The 21,419-nt window shown below is 67.5% G+C and carries 20 protein-coding genes; 7 read left to right on the forward strand and 13 right to left on the reverse strand.

Features of this window, described 5'->3' with window-relative positions:
* Nucleotides 1–822: 822 nt before the first annotated feature.
* From ABD231_RS17430 to murI, 3 genes are all read right to left on the reverse strand, one after another.
* Nucleotides 823–1,668, reverse strand: coding sequence for an alpha/beta fold hydrolase (locus ABD231_RS17430; RefSeq protein WP_344152380.1), 846 nt, complete (start codon nucleotides 1,666–1,668; stop codon nucleotides 823–825).
* Nucleotides 1,649–2,395, reverse strand: a complete 747-nt coding sequence (locus ABD231_RS17435; protein WP_344152383.1) for an MBL fold metallo-hydrolase — start codon at nucleotides 2,393–2,395, stop codon at nucleotides 1,649–1,651. Before ABD231_RS17435 ends, ABD231_RS17430 begins: the two co-directional genes overlap by 20 nt.
* A 158-nt stretch (nucleotides 2,396–2,553) precedes the next feature.
* A complete protein-coding gene (murI, locus tag ABD231_RS17440; protein WP_344152386.1) occupies nucleotides 2,554–3,366 on the reverse strand; it encodes a glutamate racemase in 813 nt (270 codons plus the stop codon).
* A gap of 194 nt (nucleotides 3,367–3,560) precedes the next feature.
* Between murI and ABD231_RS17445 the strand changes: the two genes are divergently transcribed.
* Nucleotides 3,561–3,920 (forward strand): hypothetical protein, encoded by a 360-nt coding sequence (locus ABD231_RS17445; RefSeq protein ID WP_344152389.1) that lies wholly within the window; start codon nucleotides 3,561–3,563, stop codon nucleotides 3,918–3,920.
* Nucleotides 3,921–3,933: 13 nt separating this feature from the next.
* Here ABD231_RS17445 and ABD231_RS17450 read toward each other — a convergent pair whose 3' ends face one another.
* The 4 genes from ABD231_RS17450 to ABD231_RS17465 are packed head-to-tail and all read right to left on the reverse strand — an operon-like array spanning nucleotide 3,934 to nucleotide 7,057.
* A complete protein-coding gene (locus ABD231_RS17450) occupies nucleotides 3,934–4,881 on the reverse strand; it encodes a PLP-dependent cysteine synthase family protein (RefSeq protein WP_344152392.1) in 948 nt (315 codons plus the stop codon).
* Between the two features lie 2 nt (nucleotides 4,882–4,883).
* The gene (locus ABD231_RS17455) at nucleotides 4,884–5,162 is read right to left on the reverse strand and encodes a MoaD/ThiS family protein (RefSeq protein WP_344152395.1); all 279 of its coding nucleotides are present in this window, start codon (nucleotides 5,160–5,162) and stop codon (nucleotides 4,884–4,886) included.
* Between the two features lies 1 nt (nucleotide 5,163).
* Complete coding sequence (locus tag ABD231_RS17460; RefSeq protein ID WP_344152398.1) at nucleotides 5,164–5,616, reverse strand: M67 family metallopeptidase; 453 nt, start codon at nucleotides 5,614–5,616, stop codon at nucleotides 5,164–5,166.
* Between the two features lies 1 nt (nucleotide 5,617).
* Entirely contained in the window at nucleotides 5,618–7,057 is a 1,440-nt protein-coding gene (locus tag ABD231_RS17465) for an MFS transporter (RefSeq protein ID WP_344152401.1), read from the reverse strand.
* Between the two features lie 106 nt (nucleotides 7,058–7,163).
* On the opposite strand from ABD231_RS17465, the gene ABD231_RS17470 reads away from it, so the two are divergent.
* Entirely contained in the window at nucleotides 7,164–8,111 is a 948-nt protein-coding gene (locus ABD231_RS17470; protein WP_344152404.1) for a LysR family transcriptional regulator, read from the forward strand.
* On the opposite strand, the gene ABD231_RS17475 is transcribed toward ABD231_RS17470, so the two are convergent.
* Together ABD231_RS17475 and ileS are read right to left on the reverse strand one after the other, a co-directional pair.
* Nucleotides 8,080–9,057, reverse strand: a complete 978-nt coding sequence (locus ABD231_RS17475; protein ID WP_344152407.1) for an aldo/keto reductase — start codon at nucleotides 9,055–9,057, stop codon at nucleotides 8,080–8,082. The genes ABD231_RS17470 and ABD231_RS17475 overlap by 32 nt on opposite strands.
* Nucleotides 9,058–9,067: 10 nt before the next feature.
* Nucleotides 9,068–12,148, reverse strand: coding sequence for an isoleucine--tRNA ligase (gene ileS / locus ABD231_RS17480; protein WP_344152410.1), 3,081 nt, complete (start codon nucleotides 12,146–12,148; stop codon nucleotides 9,068–9,070).
* Between the two features lie 62 nt (nucleotides 12,149–12,210).
* Here ileS and ABD231_RS17485 point away from each other — a divergent pair, with 62 nt between their 5' ends.
* Nucleotides 12,211–13,056, forward strand: a complete 846-nt coding sequence (locus ABD231_RS17485) for a phosphotransferase family protein (protein WP_344152413.1) — start codon at nucleotides 12,211–12,213, stop codon at nucleotides 13,054–13,056.
* Nucleotides 13,057–13,611: 555 nt separating this feature from the next.
* Here ABD231_RS17485 and ABD231_RS17490 read toward each other — a convergent pair.
* Entirely contained in the window at nucleotides 13,612–14,163 is a 552-nt protein-coding gene (locus tag ABD231_RS17490; RefSeq protein WP_344152416.1) for a DUF2017 domain-containing protein, read from the reverse strand.
* Nucleotides 14,160–14,447, reverse strand: a complete 288-nt coding sequence (gene clpS / locus ABD231_RS17495; RefSeq protein ID WP_344152419.1) for an ATP-dependent Clp protease adapter ClpS — start codon at nucleotides 14,445–14,447, stop codon at nucleotides 14,160–14,162. The genes ABD231_RS17490 and clpS overlap by 4 nt, the downstream gene beginning before the upstream one ends.
* 94 nt (nucleotides 14,448–14,541) lie before the next feature.
* Between clpS and ABD231_RS17500 the strand changes: the two genes are divergently transcribed.
* On the forward strand, nucleotides 14,542–15,831 hold the full coding sequence (locus ABD231_RS17500) for a nicotinate phosphoribosyltransferase (RefSeq protein ID WP_425554188.1): 1,290 nt from the start codon (nucleotides 14,542–14,544) through the stop codon (nucleotides 15,829–15,831).
* Nucleotides 15,828–16,298, forward strand: coding sequence for a MarR family winged helix-turn-helix transcriptional regulator (locus ABD231_RS17505; protein ID WP_344152425.1), 471 nt, complete (start codon nucleotides 15,828–15,830; stop codon nucleotides 16,296–16,298). The genes ABD231_RS17500 and ABD231_RS17505 overlap by 4 nt, the downstream gene beginning before the upstream one ends.
* Before the next feature lie 91 nt (nucleotides 16,299–16,389).
* On the opposite strand, the gene ABD231_RS17510 is transcribed toward ABD231_RS17505, so the two are convergent.
* Nucleotides 16,390–17,778: a PepSY-associated TM helix domain-containing protein gene (locus ABD231_RS17510; protein ID WP_344152428.1), complete on the reverse strand. Its 1,389-nt coding sequence runs from the start codon at nucleotides 17,776–17,778 to the stop codon at nucleotides 16,390–16,392.
* Nucleotides 17,779–17,875: 97 nt separating this feature from the next.
* On the reverse strand, nucleotides 17,876–19,099 hold the full coding sequence (locus ABD231_RS17515) for a D-arabinono-1,4-lactone oxidase (protein WP_344152431.1): 1,224 nt from the start codon (nucleotides 19,097–19,099) through the stop codon (nucleotides 17,876–17,878).
* Between the two features lie 104 nt (nucleotides 19,100–19,203).
* Here ABD231_RS17515 and ABD231_RS17520 point away from each other — a divergent pair, with 104 nt between their 5' ends.
* Both ABD231_RS17520 and ABD231_RS17525 read left to right on the forward strand, forming a co-directional pair.
* Nucleotides 19,204–20,190: a hypothetical protein gene (locus tag ABD231_RS17520; protein ID WP_344152434.1), complete on the forward strand. Its 987-nt coding sequence runs from the start codon at nucleotides 19,204–19,206 to the stop codon at nucleotides 20,188–20,190.
* A gap of 37 nt (nucleotides 20,191–20,227) precedes the next feature.
* Nucleotides 20,228–21,226, forward strand: a complete 999-nt coding sequence (locus tag ABD231_RS17525) for a YdcF family protein (protein WP_344152437.1) — start codon at nucleotides 20,228–20,230, stop codon at nucleotides 21,224–21,226.
* Nucleotides 21,227–21,419: the final 193 nt, after the last annotated feature.

A 21,419-nucleotide genomic window follows, 5' to 3' on the forward strand; every position in this document is an offset into this window, starting at 1 on the left:
GGAGGATCCACCCCCCCCCGAATACGACTGATATCCACCCCACACCAGTTCAACCCCGGCCGGCATCCTCCCCAAACCGGTTTGGGGAGGACTCACCACCACCGTTCCACACGGCTGGGGAGCGCTACCCGCCGATTCGGTGGGGTAGCGCTCCCCAGCCGCGCCGTACAGCACCACTCTTGACACCACCCCGAACCGCTTGACCAACCGGCCTGGGGGGCGGGTTCACCCATCACCTTGTGGGTTCTCCCACCGCATGCGGGTACAGAACCCACAACCTGATGGGGTAACCCGTGGCCGGTTGGTCAAGGCTCGCCGCCGCGGCATCCGGGTCCTCCTGCCCCAACGTCCGAAGGACTGCACGCACCGTCAGCACGCATCGTCTCCGGACCCTCGGACGTGAATCACCGCTCCCGGCTACCGCACGATCGGCGGCACGAGCGGGGGCGAGGGGCGAGTCAGCCGCAAGCGGTCCCTTCCCGCACGGCAACCACAGCCCGCAACCCCAAGCAACCTGAAGCCACGGTCACCGGACCGCACCATCCACCTCAGCCACCGCGGCGCCCAGCCACGCTTTCTTTGTCATCGGCCGGACGCGGCGATCAACCACAGCGCACGTCCCCGGCCGAGTCCCTTTCGGCCTGTACCCCGACTCGACCACCAACGGCGGCCGAACCGTGCTCAACGTTGCCCGGCCAACGCACCTTGAGCACTCCTCAACCACTTCTGGCCCGTGCAGATGGTTGACCCGTGCACAACGTCGTACCGGGTCATGGTGAGAGCCTTGGCCTGCACTCCCGGTTCTCGGGGCGAGGAGGACGATCAGGGGGTCTTGAGCACCACGGAGCGGAGGATTTCGCGGACGGTCTCGGGCTGTTCGCGCCACGGGGAGTGACCGGCGTTGGGGATGAGGTGGAAGGACGGTTGCTGGGCGTGCTCGGCAAGAGCCTGTACGGCGGTGTGGGGGCGCGGGTCGCCTTCGCCGTGGATGAACGTGATCGGGGCGGGGATCGCGGCGGCGTCATCGGTCTTGCGGGTGTCCGGCCAGCTGTTGATTTCGTTGCTGAGGGCGCGGTTTGCGGCGAAGTTGATGGGGAGGTCGACGGCTGCTTCTTCGGCGGCCCACTCCATCGCCCTCGACGCGTCTGCGTGGCTGGTGAACCAGGCGAGGACGCGGAACTCGGTTTCCTCGGCCGGGGTTCGGGGGCGGCGGGCGGAGAGGTCGTCGAGGCGGGCGGCTTGTTCGGGGGTCATGCGGCGACGTTGTTCGGCCTCGCAGGGGGTGTGCCAGTCACCGATGCCGACGCCGCCGAGGTAGACCACTGCGGCGACGCGGTCGGGGTGGGCGGCGGCGTAGGTGACCGCAAGGGTGGCTCCGAAGGAGTGGCCGATGACAACGATCTTCTCGTGGCCCCAGAACGCGCGTAGCTCGTCGATGTCCTGCACGCTGAGGGCCATCGACTGCTCGGCGGACGCGCCGGAGCGGCCGCAGCCCCGCTGGTCGAAGCGGTGTACGACGGTCAGGTCGTCCACCATCTCCGCGAGAACGGCGTAGTCATCCCACAAGCCGGGGCCACCGTGCAAGATGACCGCCGGCGCGGCGGCAGGGGTCGCCGTACCGGTTGTTGCGGTCCACAACGAGATGCCGTCAGATGTCGAAAACTGCATGGGGGGTCGCAATCTCGATCGGTCCCGAGTAGGTGCGCCGGGCGTTCTCCGCTTGGGTCACCCGGTTGTACCACGGTGGGACGTGCGTGATCACGAGCTTTTTGGCGCCGGCCTTCTTGGCGTGTTCGCCGGCGTCGGAGGGGGTCAGGTGCAGGTCTGTCGGGTTGTTCGGATTCTCGTCCTGCAAGGCCGCTTCGGACAGCAGCAGGTCGGCGCCGCGGGCGAGCTCGACGAGTGCGTCGTTCGGCCCGGTGTCTCCGGTATACACCAGCACCTTGCCGGCGTGCTCGACGCGGATCGCGTACGCCGGGACCGGGTGCACCATCTGTGCGGTGCGGACCGTGAACGGGCCGATCTGCTGAACGTCCTGCCAGGTATGGAATTCCAGCTCTTCCTCCATCCCGGGGTCGATGGGCAGGTCATAGGCCAGAGCCATGCGTTCGGCCGCGTTGGGCGGCGCGAACACGGGGATGCGGGGGATGGGCGAACCTGGCGCGTATTTGGCCGCGACGTACAGGCCGGTCAGGTCCATACAGTGGTCAGGATGCAAGTGGGACAGGCCGATCGCGCCGATCTGCGGAACGGCGATATGCCGCTGGAGCGATCCGAGTGCGCCGCTGCCGAGATCGAGGACCAGGTGGAAGTCCTCGGCAGTGACCAGATAGCTCGAGGCGGCCGAGTCCGGCCCGGGGACGGACCCGGAGCAGCCGAGCACGGTGAGCTTCATATCTTGAGATTACCGGCGGGTTGCCGGCTTCGCAGGGAACCTCGTCGCGTCGCCGGGCCGCCGAACGGGTTACCTGGCTAAGGTTTCGCGCAGGTCACGGCCGGAACCGGTGCCGTGGACAACATCCGGGGCGCCGTCCGAAGCACCTTCTGAAGCGCTTAGCGGACCCAGGCGAACTGGTCTACCCCGGAGAGCACCGGGCCGAGGAAGCGGGACCCGATCGCCTCGAACTCGGACGGAGTGCCAGTCGTGACGAAACGGTGCTTGGGTTCGGCGAGTGCGTCGGATCGGAGCAGCCCGGTCTTCGTCAGCACGCCGTAGACATCCTTCGCGCACTCCTCGGCGCTGCTCACCAGCGTCACGGCGTCACCGACGACGTACTGGATCACGCCGGTCAGCAGCGGGTAGTGCGTGCAGCCGAGGATGAGCGTGTCGACTCCGGCATCAACCAGCGGGTCGAGGTACTCGTGGGCCGCCTCGAGCAACTCCGGTCCGGACGTCACGCCGGACTCGACGAAGTCGACGAACTTGGGGCAGGGACGCGTGATCAGCTCGACCTGCGGTGCGGCGGCGAACGCGTCGTCGTACGCGAGTGACTGTGCCGTGGCGCGCGTGCAGATCACGCCGACCTTCTGATTGCGCGTCGCGGCAACCGCTCGCCGAGCAGCCGGGAGGATCACTTCAACGACCGGTACGTCGTACCGTTCGCGGGCGTCGCGCAGCATCGCGGCACTGGCCGAGTTGCAGGCGATGACCAGCATCTTCACGCCGGCCTCGACCAAGTGGTCCAGACACTCCAGCGCGTACTCCCGAACCTCGGCGATCGGCTTCGGCCCGTACGGCTGCCGGGCGGTGTCGCCGAGATACAGAACCGGTTCATGCGGCAACTGATCGAGCACTGCGCGGGCGACGGTGAGACCGCCGAAACCTGAATCGAAGATCCCCACCGGCGCATCTGTCACGTCGCGCATTCTATCGGGGACACGCCGAGTGCCGACTGCGACCCGTAACCGGGGCCGGATTCGGGTCGTTCTAGAAGACACCCCGTCCCTTCTCCTGAAACGACACGCCGAACCTTGTCCACATCTTTACGTTATGTAATTGCCAACCGACGTGATCCGCGCCACTCTGGACCGATGTTCGTACGATCCGCCCTCGAGCTGCCATGAGTCTGGCTCATCACTTCGTGGCGGTGCTGAGCAGCACCGCCGGACCGAATCCGCAACCTGATCACGTCGCCGCCTCCGGGCAGGCCGCCAATCAGGCCGCGGAAACCAACAGCACGGCCGCAGACATCGCGTCGTCCCTCGGGCCGACCGGAGTCCTGCTGCTGATGCTGATGGCGGCGTTCTTCCTGTACGTCGTCTCGCTGTCGCTGCACCCGAATGCCAAGTGCAACCGTTGTAAGGGCGCCGGCCGTCACCACGGTGGCGTCTTCAGCTACGCACAACGCCCCTGCACGAGCTGCAAGGGACGTGGCGTGCATCCCCGCATCGGCCGCCGGATCCTCTTCAAATCCCCATAGCAGTCACGACTTCTCAGGCCCAGAGCTGACCCTCGAGGCGGTCCTCCGCCTCGTCGATCGTGCCCTCGTAGGCGCCCGTCGACAGGTACTTCCAGCCGCCGTCGGGGACCACGAAGGCGATATCGGCTTGCTGTCCGTCACGCACGCACTTGGCCGCCTGGCCGAGCGCGGCGTGCAGGATCGCGCCGGTCGAGACGCCGGCGAAGATGCCTTCGTTGTCGAGCAGTTCGCGGACCCGCCGGACGGCGTCCCGCGGACCGACCGAGAACCGCGCGTCGATCAGCGTCGCGTCGTACAGCTCCGGGACGAAGCCTTCCTCGAGATTGCGCAGACCGTAGACGAGTTCGCCGTACCGCGGCTCGGCGGCGACGATCCGGACATCCGGCTTGTGCTCACGGAAGAAGCGGCCGGCACCCATCAGCGTGCCGGTCGTGCCGAGGCCTGCCACGAAGTGCGTCACCGACGGGAGGTCGTCGAGGATCTCGCGCGCGGTGCCGTCGTAGTGCGCGGCCGCGTTCGACGGGTTGCCGTACTGGTAGAGCATCACCCAGTCGGGGTGTTCGGCGGCCACCTGCTTGGCGACCCGGACCGCCTCGTTCGAACCACCCGCGGCCGGGGAGGAGATGATCTCGACACCCCACATCCGCAGGATCTGCCGGCGCTCCTCCGAGGTGTTCTCCGGCATCACGCAGACCATCCGGTACCCGCGCAGCTTGGCCGCCATCGCCAGCGAGATCCCGGTGTTGCCCGATGTCGGTTCGAGGATCGTGTTCCCCGGCCGGAGCCGGCCGTCCTTCTCGGCGTCCAGCAGCATCCGCAGCGCCGCCCGGTCCTTGATCGAACCGGTCGGGTTGTGGTCCTCCAGCTTGGCCCACAACCGCACCTCGGCCGACGGCGACAGCTTCGGCAGACCGACCAGCGGCGTGCCTCCGACCGAGTCGAGCAGGCTGTCGAAACGCATCGTCAGCCGCCGGCCACCGCAGGCAGAACCACGACCACGTCGCCGTCCTTCACGCCGGTCGCCAGCCCACCGGTGAACCGGACGTCCTCGTCGTTCACGTACACGTTGACGAACCGGCGCAGCTCCTCCGGCTCACCCTCGACGATCCGCTCCTTGATCCCCGGGTGACTGCCGTCCACGTTGTCGATGAACGCGGCCAGCGTCTCCCCCGCCCCGGTGACCAGCTTCTCGCCACCGGTGAAAGTGCGCAGGATCGTCGGGACCCGCAACTCGATCGCCATCTCAGTTCTCTCCTGTTTCACTGTAGGCCGTCACGACCTGGACCTCTTCTTCGGTGACCGTACCGTCGACGATCCGGAACGACCGGAACTCGACCGGCCCGTCGTACGTGAGCGACTCGGCGCCCTCCCGCGTCGACACCAGCACGTAGTGCGCGTTCGGCTCCCGTGCCTCCGAGATGTCGGTCCGCGACGGGTATGCCTCGGTCGCCGTGTGCGAGTGGTAGATCACGACTGCTTCCTCGTCGTTGTCCCACATCTCGTCGTACAGCTTCTTCCAGTCGTCGTCATCGAACTTGTAGTACGTCGGCGACATCGCCGCGTTCAGCATCGGCACCACCCGCACCGGCCGGTCCGAACCCTCCGGCCCGACGACCACCCCACAGGCCTCGTCCGGGTGGTCCTTCCGCGCGTGCGCAACGATCGCGTCGTACGCCGCCTGCTCGATGATCAACACGTCACCCACGGTACGGCGACCGCTCGGCCGCCCCCGCCATCTCGCCCGACGGTCCACGATGTGGACGCTCAGCGGTCATGATCACGGCCGCCAGCGCGGCACCGAGGACCAGGACGACGGCCGCCACCACGAAGGCCAGTTGGTAGCCGGACACAACGGCCTCTTCGACCTTCAGGCCGGTACGGCGCGCTGCCGCGGCGTGGCTGAGCGCGATCATCGTCAGCACCGCCAGCCCGAGCGCACTGCCCAGCTGCTGCACCGATGTCTGCACACCCGCGCCCAGCCCGGCGTCAGCCTCGGAGAGACCGTGCAGTGCGGCGTTCTGCAACGCCGGCAGGCCGATGGCCAGTCCCAGCGCCAGGACGACCGTCGCAGGCAGCAACTGCCCCCAGAACGAGCCCTGCGCATCGATGCGGGCCAGCAGCAACATGCCTGCCGCAGACACCACGAAGCCGGTGCAGATGGCTGCCTTCGTGCCGAAGCGGGTCACCAGCTGCGTCGACAGCACCATGCCCGGGACGAAGGCGACGCAGAACGGGACATCGGCCAGCCCGGACCGCAGCGGTGAGTAGCCCAGGACCTGCTGGACGTACAGCGTGACCATGAAGAACATGGCGGCCATCGCACTGGTCAGCAGGATCGTCGTGAGGTTGGCCGTGACGCGTGTCCGGTTCGCGAAGAACCGCAGCGGCATCATCGGATCGCTGGAACGCGCCTCCACCAGCGCGAACAGCGCGAGCAGCAGGAACCCGGCCACGAACCAGCCCCAATGGTGACCGTCGCGCAGCAGACCGTTCACCACCAGGATCAGCCCACTGGTCACCAGCAGACCGCCGGGAAGGTCGAGCGTCCGGCGTCCGCTCTGCGCGGGGATGTCGGGAACGAGCCGGATGCACAGCACCAGTGCGACGACGGCCACCGGGAGGTTGATGAAGAACACCCAGCGCCAGTTCGCGAGGTCGACCAGTACGCCGGACAGCAGCACTCCGGCTGTCGCGCCGAGACCGGCCAAACCGCCCCAGAAGCCGAGCGCCTTGGCGCGCTCTTCGCGGGTGGTGAACATGACCACGATCAGCGCCAGCGCCGCGGGCGAGGCGAGCGCCTCTCCAGCACCTTGCACGAACCGGCCGGCGATCAGGACACCCGAGTTCCAGGCGGCTCCACTGATCAGCGAGCCGAGCGCGAAGACCGCCGTACCGGTGATGAAGATGCGCTTGCGACCCAGCAGATCGGCGCACCGCCCACCAAGCAGCAGCAGACCGCCTGCGGTGAGCAGATAGCCGTTCACCACCCAGGCGAGCCCGGCCTGTGAGGTGCCCAGGTCGGTGCGGATCGACGGCAGCGCGATATTCACCACGGTGTTGTCGATGACGATCATGAGCTGCACCATCGCCAGCACGGCCATCGCGCGCCACCGACGAGGTTGCATCGTTGTGGACATCAGAACTCCCTTCGGACTCCTTCCAGCGAACGCCGTACGGGCTGCTGCGGTCCAACAACCGTCGGTCCTGCCTTGACAACCACTGGTTGTCGCACACGATGGATGGGTGGAACTGGACCTGGCACAGGTACGGGCTTTCGTCGTCGCCGCCGAAGAACTGCACTTCGGGCACGCTGCGGAGCGCTTGGCCGTGAGCCAGCAGGCAGTGTCCAAACGCGTCGCCAAACTCGAGGAGTCGCTCGCGGCGCGGCTCTTCGACCGCGGGACCCACAAGGTCGAGCTCACGTCGGCAGGTGCGCGTTTCCTCCCCCACGCGATCGAGGCGCTGGCCGCCGCCGACGCCGCGATCGCCTCCGTGGTGCCGACCACGCGCACGCTGCGGCTCGACGTACTGGATGAGCGTCTGGCACCGCTGCAGCTCGTGCAGCACGCCGTACGACGGTTTGACGACTTCCCGATCGAGGTGAGCATGCGGCACGGGCTACCGGCCGCACTGCCCGCGCTGCGCAACCGTGAGGTGGATGCGGCGTTCGGGCGGGTGCATGCGCTGACACCTGGCCAGCTGGCTGAGCTGGATCATCAGCTGGTGCTGCTGGAACCGCTGGCGCTGCTGGTGAGCCGTGAGCACCCGCTGGCCGACGCCGAGACGGTGACGCTGGCGTCCTTGCGTGAGGTTCGGCTGTGGGCGCCTTTGGGTGGTGCGGTGGCGGAGTGGGCCGACTACCTCGCGCAGTTCGCCGATGCCTGGCAGCTCAAGCTGGACACCACAGGTCCTGCGCTGAGTCTCGACTACCTGGTGGACGAGGTCGCGGCCCGGCCGGACGTGGCGACGCCGATCGGTGCCCGGATGCAGCTACCGCCCACCTCGCACACCGCTGTGGTGTATCTGACCGACCCGACGCCGGTCTACCCGTGGTCGCTCGTCTGGCGCGATGAGCACCCGCTGCTGCCGACTCTGCTGGAGTCGATCACCAGAGGCTTCACCTGGCCGTCGGATGTGTGGCTCCCCGAGGCCGACCGCGCTACCAGCGGTCGTGGATCTGCGGGCGGATGAGGTCGTCGTAGATCTCCCGTACGGCGGTCTGCTGGTCGTCGGTGAGTTCACTCAGGGCGGCGGCGGCGATGTTGCCGGCCACCTGCTCGGGGTTGCGGGCGCCGGGGATGACGACGGAGACGCCGGGATGGTCGATGATCCAGCGGAGGGCGAACTGGGCCATGGTCGCGCCGGCAGGGAGCCAGGGCATCAGGCGGCGGACGGCTTCGAGGCCAGTGCCGAAGTCGACGCCGGAGAAGGTCTCGCCGACGTCGAAGGCCTCGCCGTGGCGGTTGTAGGTGCGGTGGTCGTCGGCGGCGAAGACGGTGTTCTCGTCGTACTTGCCGGAGAGCAGGCCGCTGGCGAGCGGTACGCGGGCGATGATGCCAACGCCCGCCTCCTGAGCCGCCGGGAGGACCTCGTCGAGGGGCTTGAGGCGGAGCGCGTTCAGGATGATCTGGACGCTGGCCACGTTGGGGCGCGCGATCGCGGTCAGCGCCTCGGCGGTGGTCTCGACACTGACGCCGTACGCCGCGATCCTGCCCTCGTCGACCATCGCGTCGAGGTCATCGAAGACCGCGTCGGTCGAGTACACCGGGGTCGGCGGGCAGTGCAGCTGGACGAGGTCGATGGTGTCGACACCGAGGTTCTGCCGGGAGCGGTCGTTCCAGGCGCGGAAGTTGCCCGGGTTGTAGTTCTCGGGGAGTTGCTCGACCCGGCGGCCCATCTTGGTCGCCACGGTCAGACCCTCGTGTTCCTTGAGGATCTGACCGACGAGCCGCTCGCTCCGGCCGTCGCCGTACACGTCGGCGGTGTCGATGAAGGTCACGCCACCCTCGATCGCCGACCGCAGTACCGCGAGGGCGTCACTCTCGTCCACCGAACCCCAGTCGGCACCCAACTGCCAGGCACCGAGCCCGACGACGCCTACATCCCGACCGGTCCGTCCCAGCTTCCGCGTCTCCATGGGCGCAACCCTAGGACCTGAGGTCGATCTCCAGCTCAGAGCCCTCCTGTACGACGAGATCCGTGGCCAGCGTCTCCCGCATGATCAGCTCGCGATGCGTCTCCACGGCTCGAGCCACGGGCGGTTCCGCAGTCACGGCCAGCCGAATCCGGTCCGTCACCTCGAGCCCCGAATCCCGCCGAGCCTGCTGAATCGACCGAATCACGTCTCGAGCGGTCCCCTCCGCCTCGAGCTCAGGAGTGATCGTCGTGTCGAGGACAATGAAGCCGCCGCCCGGCAACAACCCACTGGCCGTTGAGGCCGAGGCGCCGGCCGGCCCGCTCGACACAGCCTCCGTCGCCAGGGTCGTTGTCAGCGTGTACTCCCCGTCGACCAGCTCGATGCCACCGGCAACCACCACACCATCCTCGGCGATTGACCAGTCGCCGGTTTTCGAGGCCTTGATCGCTGTCTGCACGGCCTTGCCCAGCCGCGGTCCGGCGGCTCGGGCGTTGACCGTCAACTGTTGTGACACCGGGGCGTCGATCGCGTCCACCGAGGTGAGCACGATCTCTCGGACGTTCACCTCGGCGGCGATCAAGCCTGTCAGCGCGTGCAGATCATCAGCCGTTGCCACGGTCAACTTTTCCAGCGGCTGCCGGGCGCGGATCCCGGTCGCCTTCCGGATCGCCGACGCTACCGAGCACACCTCGCGGGCACGCTCCATCGACTCCACCAACGCCGGATCGTCCGGCAGCTCGTCAACGACCGGCCAGTCGGTCAGGTGGACCGAGCGCTCACCCGTCAGCCCGCGCCAGATGTCCTCGGCAACCAACGGCAGCAGCGGTGCGACCGCACGACACAGCGTCTCGAGTGCCGTGTAGAGCGTGTCGATCGCCGCCTGCTCACCCGCCCAGAAGCGGTCGCGGGAGCGCCGGATGTACCAGTTCGTGAGCACGTCGACGTACTCGCTGACGGCGTCGCAGGCCGACGCGATGTCGTACCGATCCAGCTTCTCCTGCACATCGGTCACGAAGAGCCGCAGTCGCGCCAGCAGGTACCGATCGAGCAGATCCGTTGGCTGCTTGGTCGCTTGCCCCTCGATCCCCGCCGCGTTCGCGTAGAGCGCGAAGAACGACCAGGCGTTCCAGAGCGGGATCAGCACCTGCCGGACGCCCTCGCGAATACCCTCCTCGGTGACGATCAGGTTCCCGCCACGCAGGATCGGGCTCGACATCAGGAACCAGCGCATCGCATCCGCGCCGTCCCGGTCGAACACCTCGCGCACATCCGGGTAGTTCCGCAGCGACTTGCTCATCTTCAGCCCGTCGCTGCCGAGCACGATCCCGTGGCTCAGCACCGACTTGAACGCCGGCCGGTCGAACAGCGCGGTCGCGAGCACATGCATGGTGTAGAACCAGCCGCGGGTCTGCCCGATGTACTCGACGATGAAGTCACCCGGGAAGTGGCTCTCGAACCACTCCGTGTTCTCGAACGGGTAGTGCACCTGCGCGAAACTCATCGCCCCCGAGTCGAACCACACATCCAGTACGTCGGGCACCCGGCGCATCGTCGACTTCCCGGTCGGGTCGTCGGGATTCGGCCGGGTCAGCAGATCGACGTACGGGCGGTGCAGGTCCGTGACCTCGACCCCGAAGTCCCGCTCGAGCTCGGCGATCGAGCCGTACACATCGATCCGCGGGTACGTCGGATCGTCCGATCGCCAGACCGGAATCGGCGAACCCCAGAAGCGGTTCCGGCTGATCGACCAGTCGCGGGCGTTGCTCAGCCACTTGCCGAACTGACCGTGCTTCACGTGTTCCGGGGTCCACGTGATGTCCTCGTTCAGCTCGACCATCCGGTCGCGGATGCGGGTCACCTCGACGAACCAGCTCGAAACCGCCTTGTAGATCAGGGGATTCCGGCACCGCCAGCAATGCGGGTAGCTGTGCACATAGCTGTCTTCGCGGACCAGCGCGCCGTTGGCTTTCAGGTCGCGGATGATCGGGCGGTTGGCTTCGAAGACGTGCAGACCCTGGTACGGCGGGACCACGCTCGTGAACCGGGCTCCGTCGTCCACGGTCAGGATCGTGGGGATCCCGACGGCATCACAGGCCAGCTGGTCCTCCTCGCCGTACGCGGGGGCCAGGTGTACGACGCCGGTGCCGTCGTCGGTGGTGACGTGGTCGCCGGCGATCACCTGGAACGCGTTGGGAGTGTCGGCGAAGAAGTCGAAGAGCGGGGTGTACCGCTTGCCGATCAGCTCAGTGCCCTTGAACTTCCTGATGATGTCGGTGAAGCCGTAGGCTTGCAGGCGTGCCTCGGCGAGGATCATCGGGCGGCCCTCGTCGTCGTTCACGGTGACGTAGTCGAGGTCCGGGCCAACCGCCATCGCGAGGTTGCTGGGCAGCGTCCAGGGCGTGGTCGTCCAGGCGAGCAGCCGCTCCCCGGTCTCCAGCTCGACCGCAACCGTCACCGAGGGGTCCTGCCGCTGCTGGTAGACGTCATCGTCCATCCGCAGCTCGTGAGTCGACAGCGGAGTCTCGTCGTTCCAGCAGTACGGGAGGACGCGCAGCCCTTCGTACACCAGCCCCTTGTCGTACAACGTCTTGAACGCCCAGATCACCGACTCCATGTAGTCAGGACTGAGCGTCTTGTAGTCGTTGTCGAAATCCACCCACCGCGCCTGCCGAGTGACATAACTCCGCCACTCGTCGGTGTACTTCAGCACCGCCTCCCGGCAGGCCGCGTTGAACTTCTCGATCCCCAGCTCGAGGATCTCCGCCTTCGTCTTCAACCCCAGCACCCGCTGAGCCTCCAACTCAGCCGGCAACCCATGCGTATCCCACCCGAACCGCCGCTCCACCCGGAACCCACGCATGGTCCGGTACCGCGGCACCAGGTCCTTCACATACCCCGTCAGCAGATGCCCGTAATGCGGCAACCCGTTCGCAAACGGAGGCCCGTCGTAGAAGACGAACTCCTCCTTCGTCCGCCGCTCCACCGACCCCCGGAACGTGTCGTCCGCCTCCCAGAACGCCAGCACCTCCCCCTCAACCTCAGGGAAATCCGGAGCCCCACCCACCCTGCCACCAGTCCGCGGATAACTCACCCGTGCATCGTAGGCGGGATATTCGGTCGCGTCCGTCGCTGCCTGAATGGTGAGGTGGCACGGTGATCGATCTGGCCTGGGTGCAGGAACACCTCGACGCCGGCGAGCGCGTCGTCGACGCCGAGCCGCTCCACGGTGGTCTCACCGCCGATATGCGGCACCTGACCACCGCCACCCCCGACGGCCGTCGCCGTCACCTCGTCCTCCGCACGTACGTCGATCGCCCCGACGCCGCCGACTGGCTGTCCCGGGAGTCGCACGCCCTCACCGAGCTCGAGACAACCGCCGTACCGGCCCCTGAGCTCATCGCCGTCGCCGATCCGGCACTCCTGATGACGTGGATGCCCGGCCGAACAGTCCTCACCGACACCGGCCTCATCCCAGCCTTGGCCCGGCAACTCGTCGCCATCCACGCGGTCCAGCCCGTTGAGCGTCCACGCCCCTTCGTGACACTGACAACCGCCGCCACGGTCGTCACCCCGGACGGCGCCGACTGGTCAGCCGCCATCGACGTGATCCGCGGCGGGCACCCGCCGTACGAGGGCGTCTTCCTGCACCGCGACTACCAGCCCGGCAACGTCCTCTTCGACGGCAACCACATCACCGCCGTCGTCGACTGGGCCGGCACCTCCTGGGGCCCCACCGACCTCGACGTCGCCCACTGCGCCACCAACCTGGCCCTCCTCCACGGCCCCACCTGGGCCCACCACTTCATCGCCGCCTACGAACAAGCCGGCGGCGCCCTCTCCCCACACCGCCACTACTGGCTGATCCGAGACGCCCTCGCCTTCTCCGAAGAACTCGAACCAGCCACCCACCCCTGGCGCAACTCCACCCGCCCCGACCTAACCCCCGAACTCGTGGCGGCCCGTCTCACCACCTACGTAACAACCCTCATGACCCCCTAACCGGACCACACGCCCCCGGGCGCGGACCGCCACCGATCAACCTGTGCGCCGACGGCCAATCCACGCTGGAACACCCGACACCAACAGACCGGTTTTGCGGACCGCCCCCACTCACCAACTCCCGTCCGGCGGGAACGCCCCGCCTGGAGAACGCCCGTACGTCGGCCGTTCGCGAGGTTGGTGAGTGGCTGGCGTCCGCCCACCCGCTGACTCACACGCACGCCCCGTCACTCGCACGGTGGCTTCAGTGGCGGGGGCACGGTGGCTTCGGTCGCGGGGCACGGTGGCTTCAGTGGCGAGGGCACGGTGGCTTCGGTCGCGGGGCACGGTGGCTGCACTGGCAGAACGCGGCACCGTCCCCGCCGACTGTGAGGAGATTGTCGCCGGAAACCCCTTACCAACAACCCAGTTCCCGCACTCGAGCCGCCACTTCTCACACTCGCACGGTGGCTTCGGTCGCGGCGCACGGTGGCTTCAGTGGCGGAGGCACGGTGGCTTCGGTGGCGGCGCACGGTGGCTTCGGTCGCGGAGGCGGTGCCGCGGCCGGAGGTGGGGTCAGCGCATGTTGTGGAGGAGGGCTGATTGGAGGTAGCCGAGCCAGTCGTAGAGGTCGTAGGTGAGGCGACGGGGGTCGTCTTCGGGGAGTTTTTCCCAGGTGGCGTAGTCGTCTTCGTCTTTGATGTCGAGACGGGTGCCGATGGCCAGGCGGAGGTCGTTGAGGGCTCGGAGCCAGGACAACTGTTCGTCGGGTTCCAGGGCGATCTCGTCGGCGCCGGACTCCTCCAGGGCGGACAGGACGCGTTTGGCGTCGGCGATCTTGCCGTCGCGAAGGCCGCGTTCGGTGAAGCGGCGGAATTCGGCCGAGGCCATGTCGTCGGAGCCGTAGGCGTCGGGGAAGAGGCGCTGGAGGACGATGTCCTCGGGTGGGGAGGTGGGGCCGTCGGAGTCCAGCAGGGCGGCCAGGGGGTCGCTGGACTGGGTGGCGCGCGGGGGCATGCCGTCGTACAGGAGTTCGACCAGGTTGCGGAGCAGGTTGGCGAGGATGTCGGCCTCGTGCTCGGCGAAGCTGACCGCCACGATCTTGCGGCGCTTGCGGAACCGCGTCACGACTTCTCGCAGGTGGCCCACAGGCCGTAGGAGTGCATCGCCTCGACGTCGCGTTCCATGGCTTCCCGGTTCCCGTTCGACACCGCCGACTTGCCCTCCTCGTGGACCTGCATCATCAGCTTCTCGGCCTTGGACTTGGAGTAGCCGAAATACGTCTGGAAGACGAAGGTGACGTAGTCCATCAGGTTGACCGGATCGTTCCAGACGATCGTCACCCACGGTGGGCTCAGCTGGATCGCCTCGTCGACTTCGGGGCTCTCGAGCTCGCTCGGTGCGGTGGTCACTGACCCATTCTCTCCACTGGTAGTTCCGGACTCGCAATAGGCTGCCCTTGTGAACACCTCGACCGCGCTCCTGACGGACCACTACGAGTTGACCATGCTGCAGGCCAGCCTGGCCGACGGCACGGCGCAGCGCCGCTCGGTCTTCGAGCTGTTCGCCCGCCGACTGCCCGACGGCCGCCGGTACGGCGTCGTCGCCGGGGTGAACCGGCTGCTCGACGCCCTCGAGCAGTTTCGCTTCGACGAGCGGGCGATCGCCTTCCTGGCCGATCGCGGTGTTGTCGACCAGGTTACCTCCGACTGGCTCGCGAACTACCGCTTCAGCGGCGACATCTCCGGGTACGCCGACGGCGAAATCTTCTTCCCCGGCTCCCCGGTCCTGGTCGTCGAGTCGAGTTTCGCCGAGGCGGTGCTGCTGGAGACGGTCTTCCTGTCGATCCTGAACCACGACTCCGCGGTCGCCTCGGCCGCGTCCCGGATGACCTGGTGGGCCGGCGGCCGGCCGTGTATCGAGATGGGCTCCCGGCGGACCCACGAGGAGGCCGCGGTCGCGTCCGCACTGGCGGCGTACATCGCGGGGTTCGCGACCACCTCCAACCTGGAGGCCGCCCGCCGCTTCGGCATCCCGAGCGCGGGCACCGCGGCCCACTCGTTCACCCTGCTGCACGACACCGAGCGGGACGCGTTCACCTCGCAGGTGGATGCCCTCGGCAAGCGCACCACCCTCCTCGTCGACACGTACGACGTCGCCGAAGCGGTCCGGACTGCGATCGACATCACCGGCCCCGAACTGGGCGCCGTACGGCTGGACTCGGGCGACCTGCCATCACTGGCCGGTCAGGTCCGTGAGCAGCTCGACTCGCTCGGCGCGACCAAGACCCGGATCATCGTCACCTCGGACCTGGACGAATTCCAGATCGCCGCGCTCGCCCCGGCACCAGTCGACGGCTACGGAGTCGGTACGTCGCTCGTCACCGGCTCGGGCTATCCGACCTGCGGGTTCGTGTACAAGCTGGTTGCCCGCGAGGACGCGAGTGGCGAGCTGCTCCCGGTGGCGAAGAAGAGTGTCGACAAGATCTCCATCGGCGGCCGCAAATGGGCGCTCCGCCGTCGAACCACCGCCGGAGTCGCCGAAGCCGAGTTGATCGGTGTCGGCAGCCGCCCCGAAGACGACGGCGACGACCGCGAGCTGCTCCGACCACTCGTCAAGGGCGGCGAGATCGTCGGCCGCACCACCCCTGCCGAGTCGCAGGCCCACCACCTGAAGGTCCGCGACGAGCTCCCCCGCTTCGCCAGCCAGCTGAGCCGCGGCGAGCCCGCCATCCCGACCCAGTACGTCGGCGACTACGCCGCGCAGAACCCCTTCGCCCCGCGGAGTCACACATGACCACGCTGGACGAGAGCTGGCCGGTGGATTCACCCGCCGGCCCTCGTGACGTGCTGATCGCGTTGCGGTTCGCCGACCGCGCCGCCCGGAAGGCGGTCGCCGCCGAGCTGGTCGGCACCGGACTGCACACCGGCCAGGAGTTGGTGCTTGCCAAGCTCCTGCACCACGGCTCGCTGCCGGTCGCGAAGCTGGCCAAGGTCCTCGACGTCGAGGTCCCCACCGCCACCAAAACCACCCAGCGGATGGAGGCGGCCGGCCTGGTCCGCCGCGTGAAGAACACCACCGACGCCCGCCGAGTAGCCATCGAGCTCACCGACCACGGCGCCGAGCTGGCCCAAACCGTCCAAGACATCTACGACCGAGCCGGCAGCCGAGCCCTGGCCGACCTCTCCCCCGAGGACCGCCGCCAGCTCCGCAACCTCCTCTGGACCCTCACCACCACCCTCGAAGGCGACCCCCGCGACTGACGTCCGGACCTGAACAGCATCACAACTGACCCGCGCGACTACCTTCCACGCTGGGAAGGGAGCGCAGCGAGCAATTGTGATGGCCCTGGGGTCACACCAGGAGCTCGTCGCTCTCTCTCGCGGGCTGCGGTGCGGAGAGGCGCCAGCGGTAGAAGCCGATGGCCAGATCGACGACCACGAAGGCTGCGAGGGACAGTCCGAGGAGTGGGAGGAAGAGGCCGGCTCCTACCGCCAGCGCCAGGATGGTGATCAGGGCCGGGATCGGCAGTTCACGCCAAGTACCGCGGCGGGCCGGGCGGCCGAAGCGGAGCGGATGGCTTCTGGTCGGCCGACGCAGCCACCACATCCGGTAGCCCCAGATCACCATCGCCACGATCGTTCCGGCGACGATCAGCAGCACGAGCTGATTCACCACTCCGAACAGCAAGCCCATGTGCGCGTCGATCCCCCACCGCGACAGCTTCGCGACCAGCGGATAGTCGGCGAAGCGGACGACATCAACCACCTTGCCCGACATCGGATCGACGGCGACCGCGTCGGCCTGGGTCGGCCACGCCTTCCCGATCTCTTGGGCGACGAACGACGTACCGGCTTTCTTCGGCGCGGTGATCTCGAGCGGACCGTCGAGCTGCGCGGAGCGTGCGGACTGCAGGGTCTGATCCCACTCGCCGACCTCGGGATCGACTGCGCCACCCGGCATCGCGTGGCCCTCGTGCCCGACGTGATCCGCCGCGGTGAGCGCCGTACTGACCGCAGGTGTCTTCCACTCCAGCGAGGCCCGCAGGTCCGTCACGTTCTGGCCGGCGAGAGTCGACCAGGTCAGACCGGTCGCGGACAGGAACAGCATCCCCAGGATCACCCAGGTACCCAGGACACCGTGCCACGACAAGGTACGCCGACGTGCGCTGCCGGACCGCTCGACGCGTATCCGAGAGCCGGTACGGCGACCTGTCCACCACAGCACGAGCCCGGCCAGCGCGACCACCCACAACCACGACGCGGCGAGCTCGCTGTAGAGCCGGCCGGGCGCGCCGAGATGCAGGTTCGCGTGCAGATGCGACAGCCAGGTCCGGAACGGCAACGCACCGCTGGAGCCATAGGCAGTCAGTTCACCAGTTACCGCGGCGGTGGCCGGATTCACGAACACTGCAAGGCGTTCCGACTCACCGAGGCCCGGTACGTCGAACAGCACCCGCGTCGTGTCACCCGGCCCAGCCGCCGGCCGTACGGCGAGCAACGTGCCTTCCGGCTGGCGGTCCCGGGCAGCCGCAACCTGCTCGCTGATCGGCACCGTCGTACCGGAGCTCTCGACGAACATCGTGTCGCGGTAGAGCGCGTTCTCGATCTGCGGCGCCAGCGCGTACACGAAACCCGTCAGCGCTGTGACGAGCAGAAAGGGGCCGATCAGGATGCCGGCATAGAAATGCAGCCGCACCAGGAGCGGCCTGGTCCGGGACACAGCGTCAGCAATCGGGGGCATTCAGTCACTGTGGCGGGCCCGTGTTGCCGACGACATCCACTCCGATTGCCGTCCCGTTTCCCTTTGCTCTCGTCAGCGGCGCACCTCTGAGAGGACCTCACCGAGGCAGGTAGGTGTCCAAGTACTCGTTGCGGAACTTGCCGTCCGGGTCGTACCGCCCGGCCAGCGCGATGAAGTCCCGCACCTTCGGGTAGCGCTCGGCCAACGTGGTGGCGTCGGTCGCGAAGACCTTGCCCCAATGCGGCCGGGCATCCAGCGGAGCCAGCGCCTCCTCCAAGACCTCCAGAACCGGCCGTACGGCGGCCTCGTCCTGAATCCAGGTGAAGTGCAAAGCCACCGTGTCCCGCCCCTGGCTCGGACTCAGCCAGAGGTTGTCGGCGGCAATCGTCCGGATCTCCGAGACCTGGATGACCTCGGCAAACCGCTTGCCCAGGGCCCGTAGTACCTCGACCGCCTCGGCAGCGCGCGACCGCGGCACGAAGTACTCGGACTGCAGTTCGTCCCCGTTGCTCGGCGTGAACTCGAGCCGGAAGTGCGGCAGCCGCTCGTTCCAAGGACCCGGTACGCCGCCCTGCTGGGTCGCGTAGTCGGCCGGCATCACCTTGATCGGGTGCCGGGCGCCGTCCGCCACCTTCGCTCCGAGCCATTCGGGCTCGTACGACGTGGTCTTCTGCTTCCGCCACACCATCACGTCGGGATCGACCCAGTCGGTGAACGCGCTGACGCTGTAGGCGCTGCTCATCACCTTGTCGAAGTCCGACTGCAGCCGCCGTACCGGGAGGCCGTCGTACACGACCTGGCTGATCTCGTACGTCCGCTCGACGTTCAGGGTGAGGCTCACGATCACGCCGAGCGCGCCCAGCGAGATGACCGACCCGTTGAAGTCGGGGTCGTCGCGGGTGAGGGTGACCAACTCGCCGGAGGAATCGACGAACTTGATCGCGTAGACGGCATCGGCCAAGGGCCGGTTGGTGTCGCCGGAACCGTGGGTCCCGGTCGAGCAGGCACCGGCCACCGAGATGTGCGGGAGCGAACCGAGGTTGTGCAGCGCCAGGCCCCGGGCCTGCAGGGCCGCGGTGATCTCGCCGTACCGCAGGCCGGCCGAGACGGTCGCTCCGGACCGCCCGATCTCGAGCACCTTCGGCAGATCCGCGACGGTGACCAGCGTGCCGCCCGTGTCGGCGATCCGGTTGAACGAATGTCCGGTGCCGAGCACCCGGACCTTCTCCGAGCGGGCCACCATCTCCTGCAGCTCCGCCACTGACCGTGGTCGCTCGAGCACGCTGGCGAATTCAACATTTCCGGCCCAGTTTGCAACCACGGCGCGTCCCTTTCCGTCGTACCGGTCCCAGCTGACTCTTTCACACCCCTCGACGTTAAGGTCGGGGAATCGTCTCTTGGAGAGGAATCATCTTGCGTTTCGACATGACCCGTCGCCGGGTCGTCATCACCCTCGGCCTGGCCGGCCTGCTGGCCGCCGGTACCGCCACCACGATCGCGCTCACGGGCCCGGAGGCGTCGCAGGCCGCGACGACCTCGACCGCGGCGGCGACGCGGGCGATCAGTTGTGACACCAAGACCGGTGGCGGTAGCTTCGACTACGACGGCCCGTCGGCCTCGACGAAGTACGACAGCCGCTTCAGCAACAGCGCCGCGCTGCCGCAGCTGGGCAAGTACATCCCGCAGGGCATCGGCACCTGGTGGAACTGGTCCGGCAAGAAGAACCTACTGCTGGTCACCATGTACCACCCCGGGCAGAAGTCGCTGATCGTCGGGATCGACCCGGCCACCAACAAGGTCGTCGGCGACGTCAAGATCGCCGAGACGCACGCCGGCGGCATCACCACGTCGATGGGCTGGGCGTTCGTCCAGGGCAGCACGAACGGGATCCGCAAGTACAAGCTGTCCACGCTCGCCGCCAAGCTGAAGGCGTCCGGTACGCCGACGATCGACCCGGTCGGCCCCGAGCGCAAGGTCTACGGCGCGTCGTTCCTGACCAGCTACGGGGACTCCCTGTGGGCCGGGAAGTTCAACGACAAGGGCCGCGACAAGATGTACGAGTACAAGATCAAGGCCAACGGTTCGCTGGTCACGATCAACAAGGCCTGGGAGGTCCCGACCAAGACCCAGGGTCTGCTCGTCACCAAGTCGCACTTCATCTACAGCACGTCGTTCGGGCGCAAGAACCTGAGCAACCTGTACGTCGTCCGCCGGGGCCAGCCGGACCTCGACAAGGCCAAGCTGTCCTGCTTCCGGGCGCCGAGCATGTCCGAGGGCATCACCGAGTTCGGCGGCCGCGCCTACCTGGTGTTCGAGTCGGGCGCCTACGAGTACCGCTCGGACCCGAAGACCAAGAACGTCATCACCCGCTTGCACAAGGCATCGATTTCGTCACTGACCAGCCTGGCGTGACCTGATCGGGCGCCATCCGATGGTTGGATGGCGCCCGATGACCATCTGCTTCGCCATCGCCGGGTTCTGGTTCCTGATCTTCGTCGCCAGCTTCCTGTACGACCGGCGGTTGTTCCGCAACAGCATCTTCCTGATCCTGACGCTGATGTTCGCCGGGCTCGGCGTGATCTTCGCCGTCGAGTCGGTGAACCGGGGTCTGGCCCGCTGGCTCGTCTACGGGATCCTGTTCCTGATCCCCGTCACGATCGCCGTCCTCGCGGTCTTCCTGGTGGTCAACGGCGTGACGATGATCCGCCGCGAAGGCCGGCGGCCGAAGAACCTGCTGTCACTGGCCGCCGGGCTCGGCATCTTCGGTCTGGTGATCTTCGGAGTCGTCGTCCAGCAGCTCGACTGGGCTCCGCTGGCCGCGCTGCGCACCGCCATCATCAGCGTGCTGACCTACATCTCGTTCCTGTTCGTCTGTTTCCTGATCTACGCGTTCGTCTACAGCCGGGTCCGGTCGTCGCGGAAGATCGACTTCGTGATCGTGCTGGGTTCCGGACTGCGCGGCTCCCGCGTCACACCGCTGCTGGCCAGCCGGTTGGACCGCGGCAAGCTCGTCTACGACCGCGCGATCCGCAAAGGCCGCAGCCCGATGCTGATCACCTCGGGCGGGCAGGGCCCGGGTGAGGACATCCCCGAGTCGCACGCGATGGCGACGTACCTGATCGAGCGTGGAGTGCCGGCCGACGGCGTCCTGCGCGAGGACCGGTCGACCTCGACCGCCGAGAACCTGCTGTTCAGCCGGGAACTGATGGTTGCCCGCGTCCCGAACTACCGGTGTTTGATTGTCACGAACAACTTCCACGCCTTCCGCGCCGCACTGACCGCCCGCAAGGTGAAGGTCAACGGCCAGGTGGTCGGGTCGCCGACCGCGCGCTATTACTGGCCGACGGCAACGATTCGCGAGTTCGTCGCGATCCTGTTCAGCCACAAGTGGATCAACGGAATCATCTGCGGCGCACTCTTCGTGCTCCCGTTCATCCAGTTCGTCTAACGGGTCCGGCCGTCGCGCGGGGGGCGGACACCCAAAGGTGGGTCGCCTTCTCTTTGTGCACGAGACCCAACTTTGTGCACCCACCGACCATTTTCGTGAGCTCGAAGTGGTTGGTGGGTTCCCAAAGATGAGCTGGGTGCACAAAGACAAGCGAGGGGGTTGGGGAATGGGGGGCTGCTCTTTGGGGGCGAGG

This window comes from Kribbella yunnanensis, assembly GCF_039529655.1.
In the GTDB taxonomy this organism is placed as follows: Bacteria; Actinomycetota; Actinomycetes; order Propionibacteriales; family Kribbellaceae; genus Kribbella; species Kribbella yunnanensis.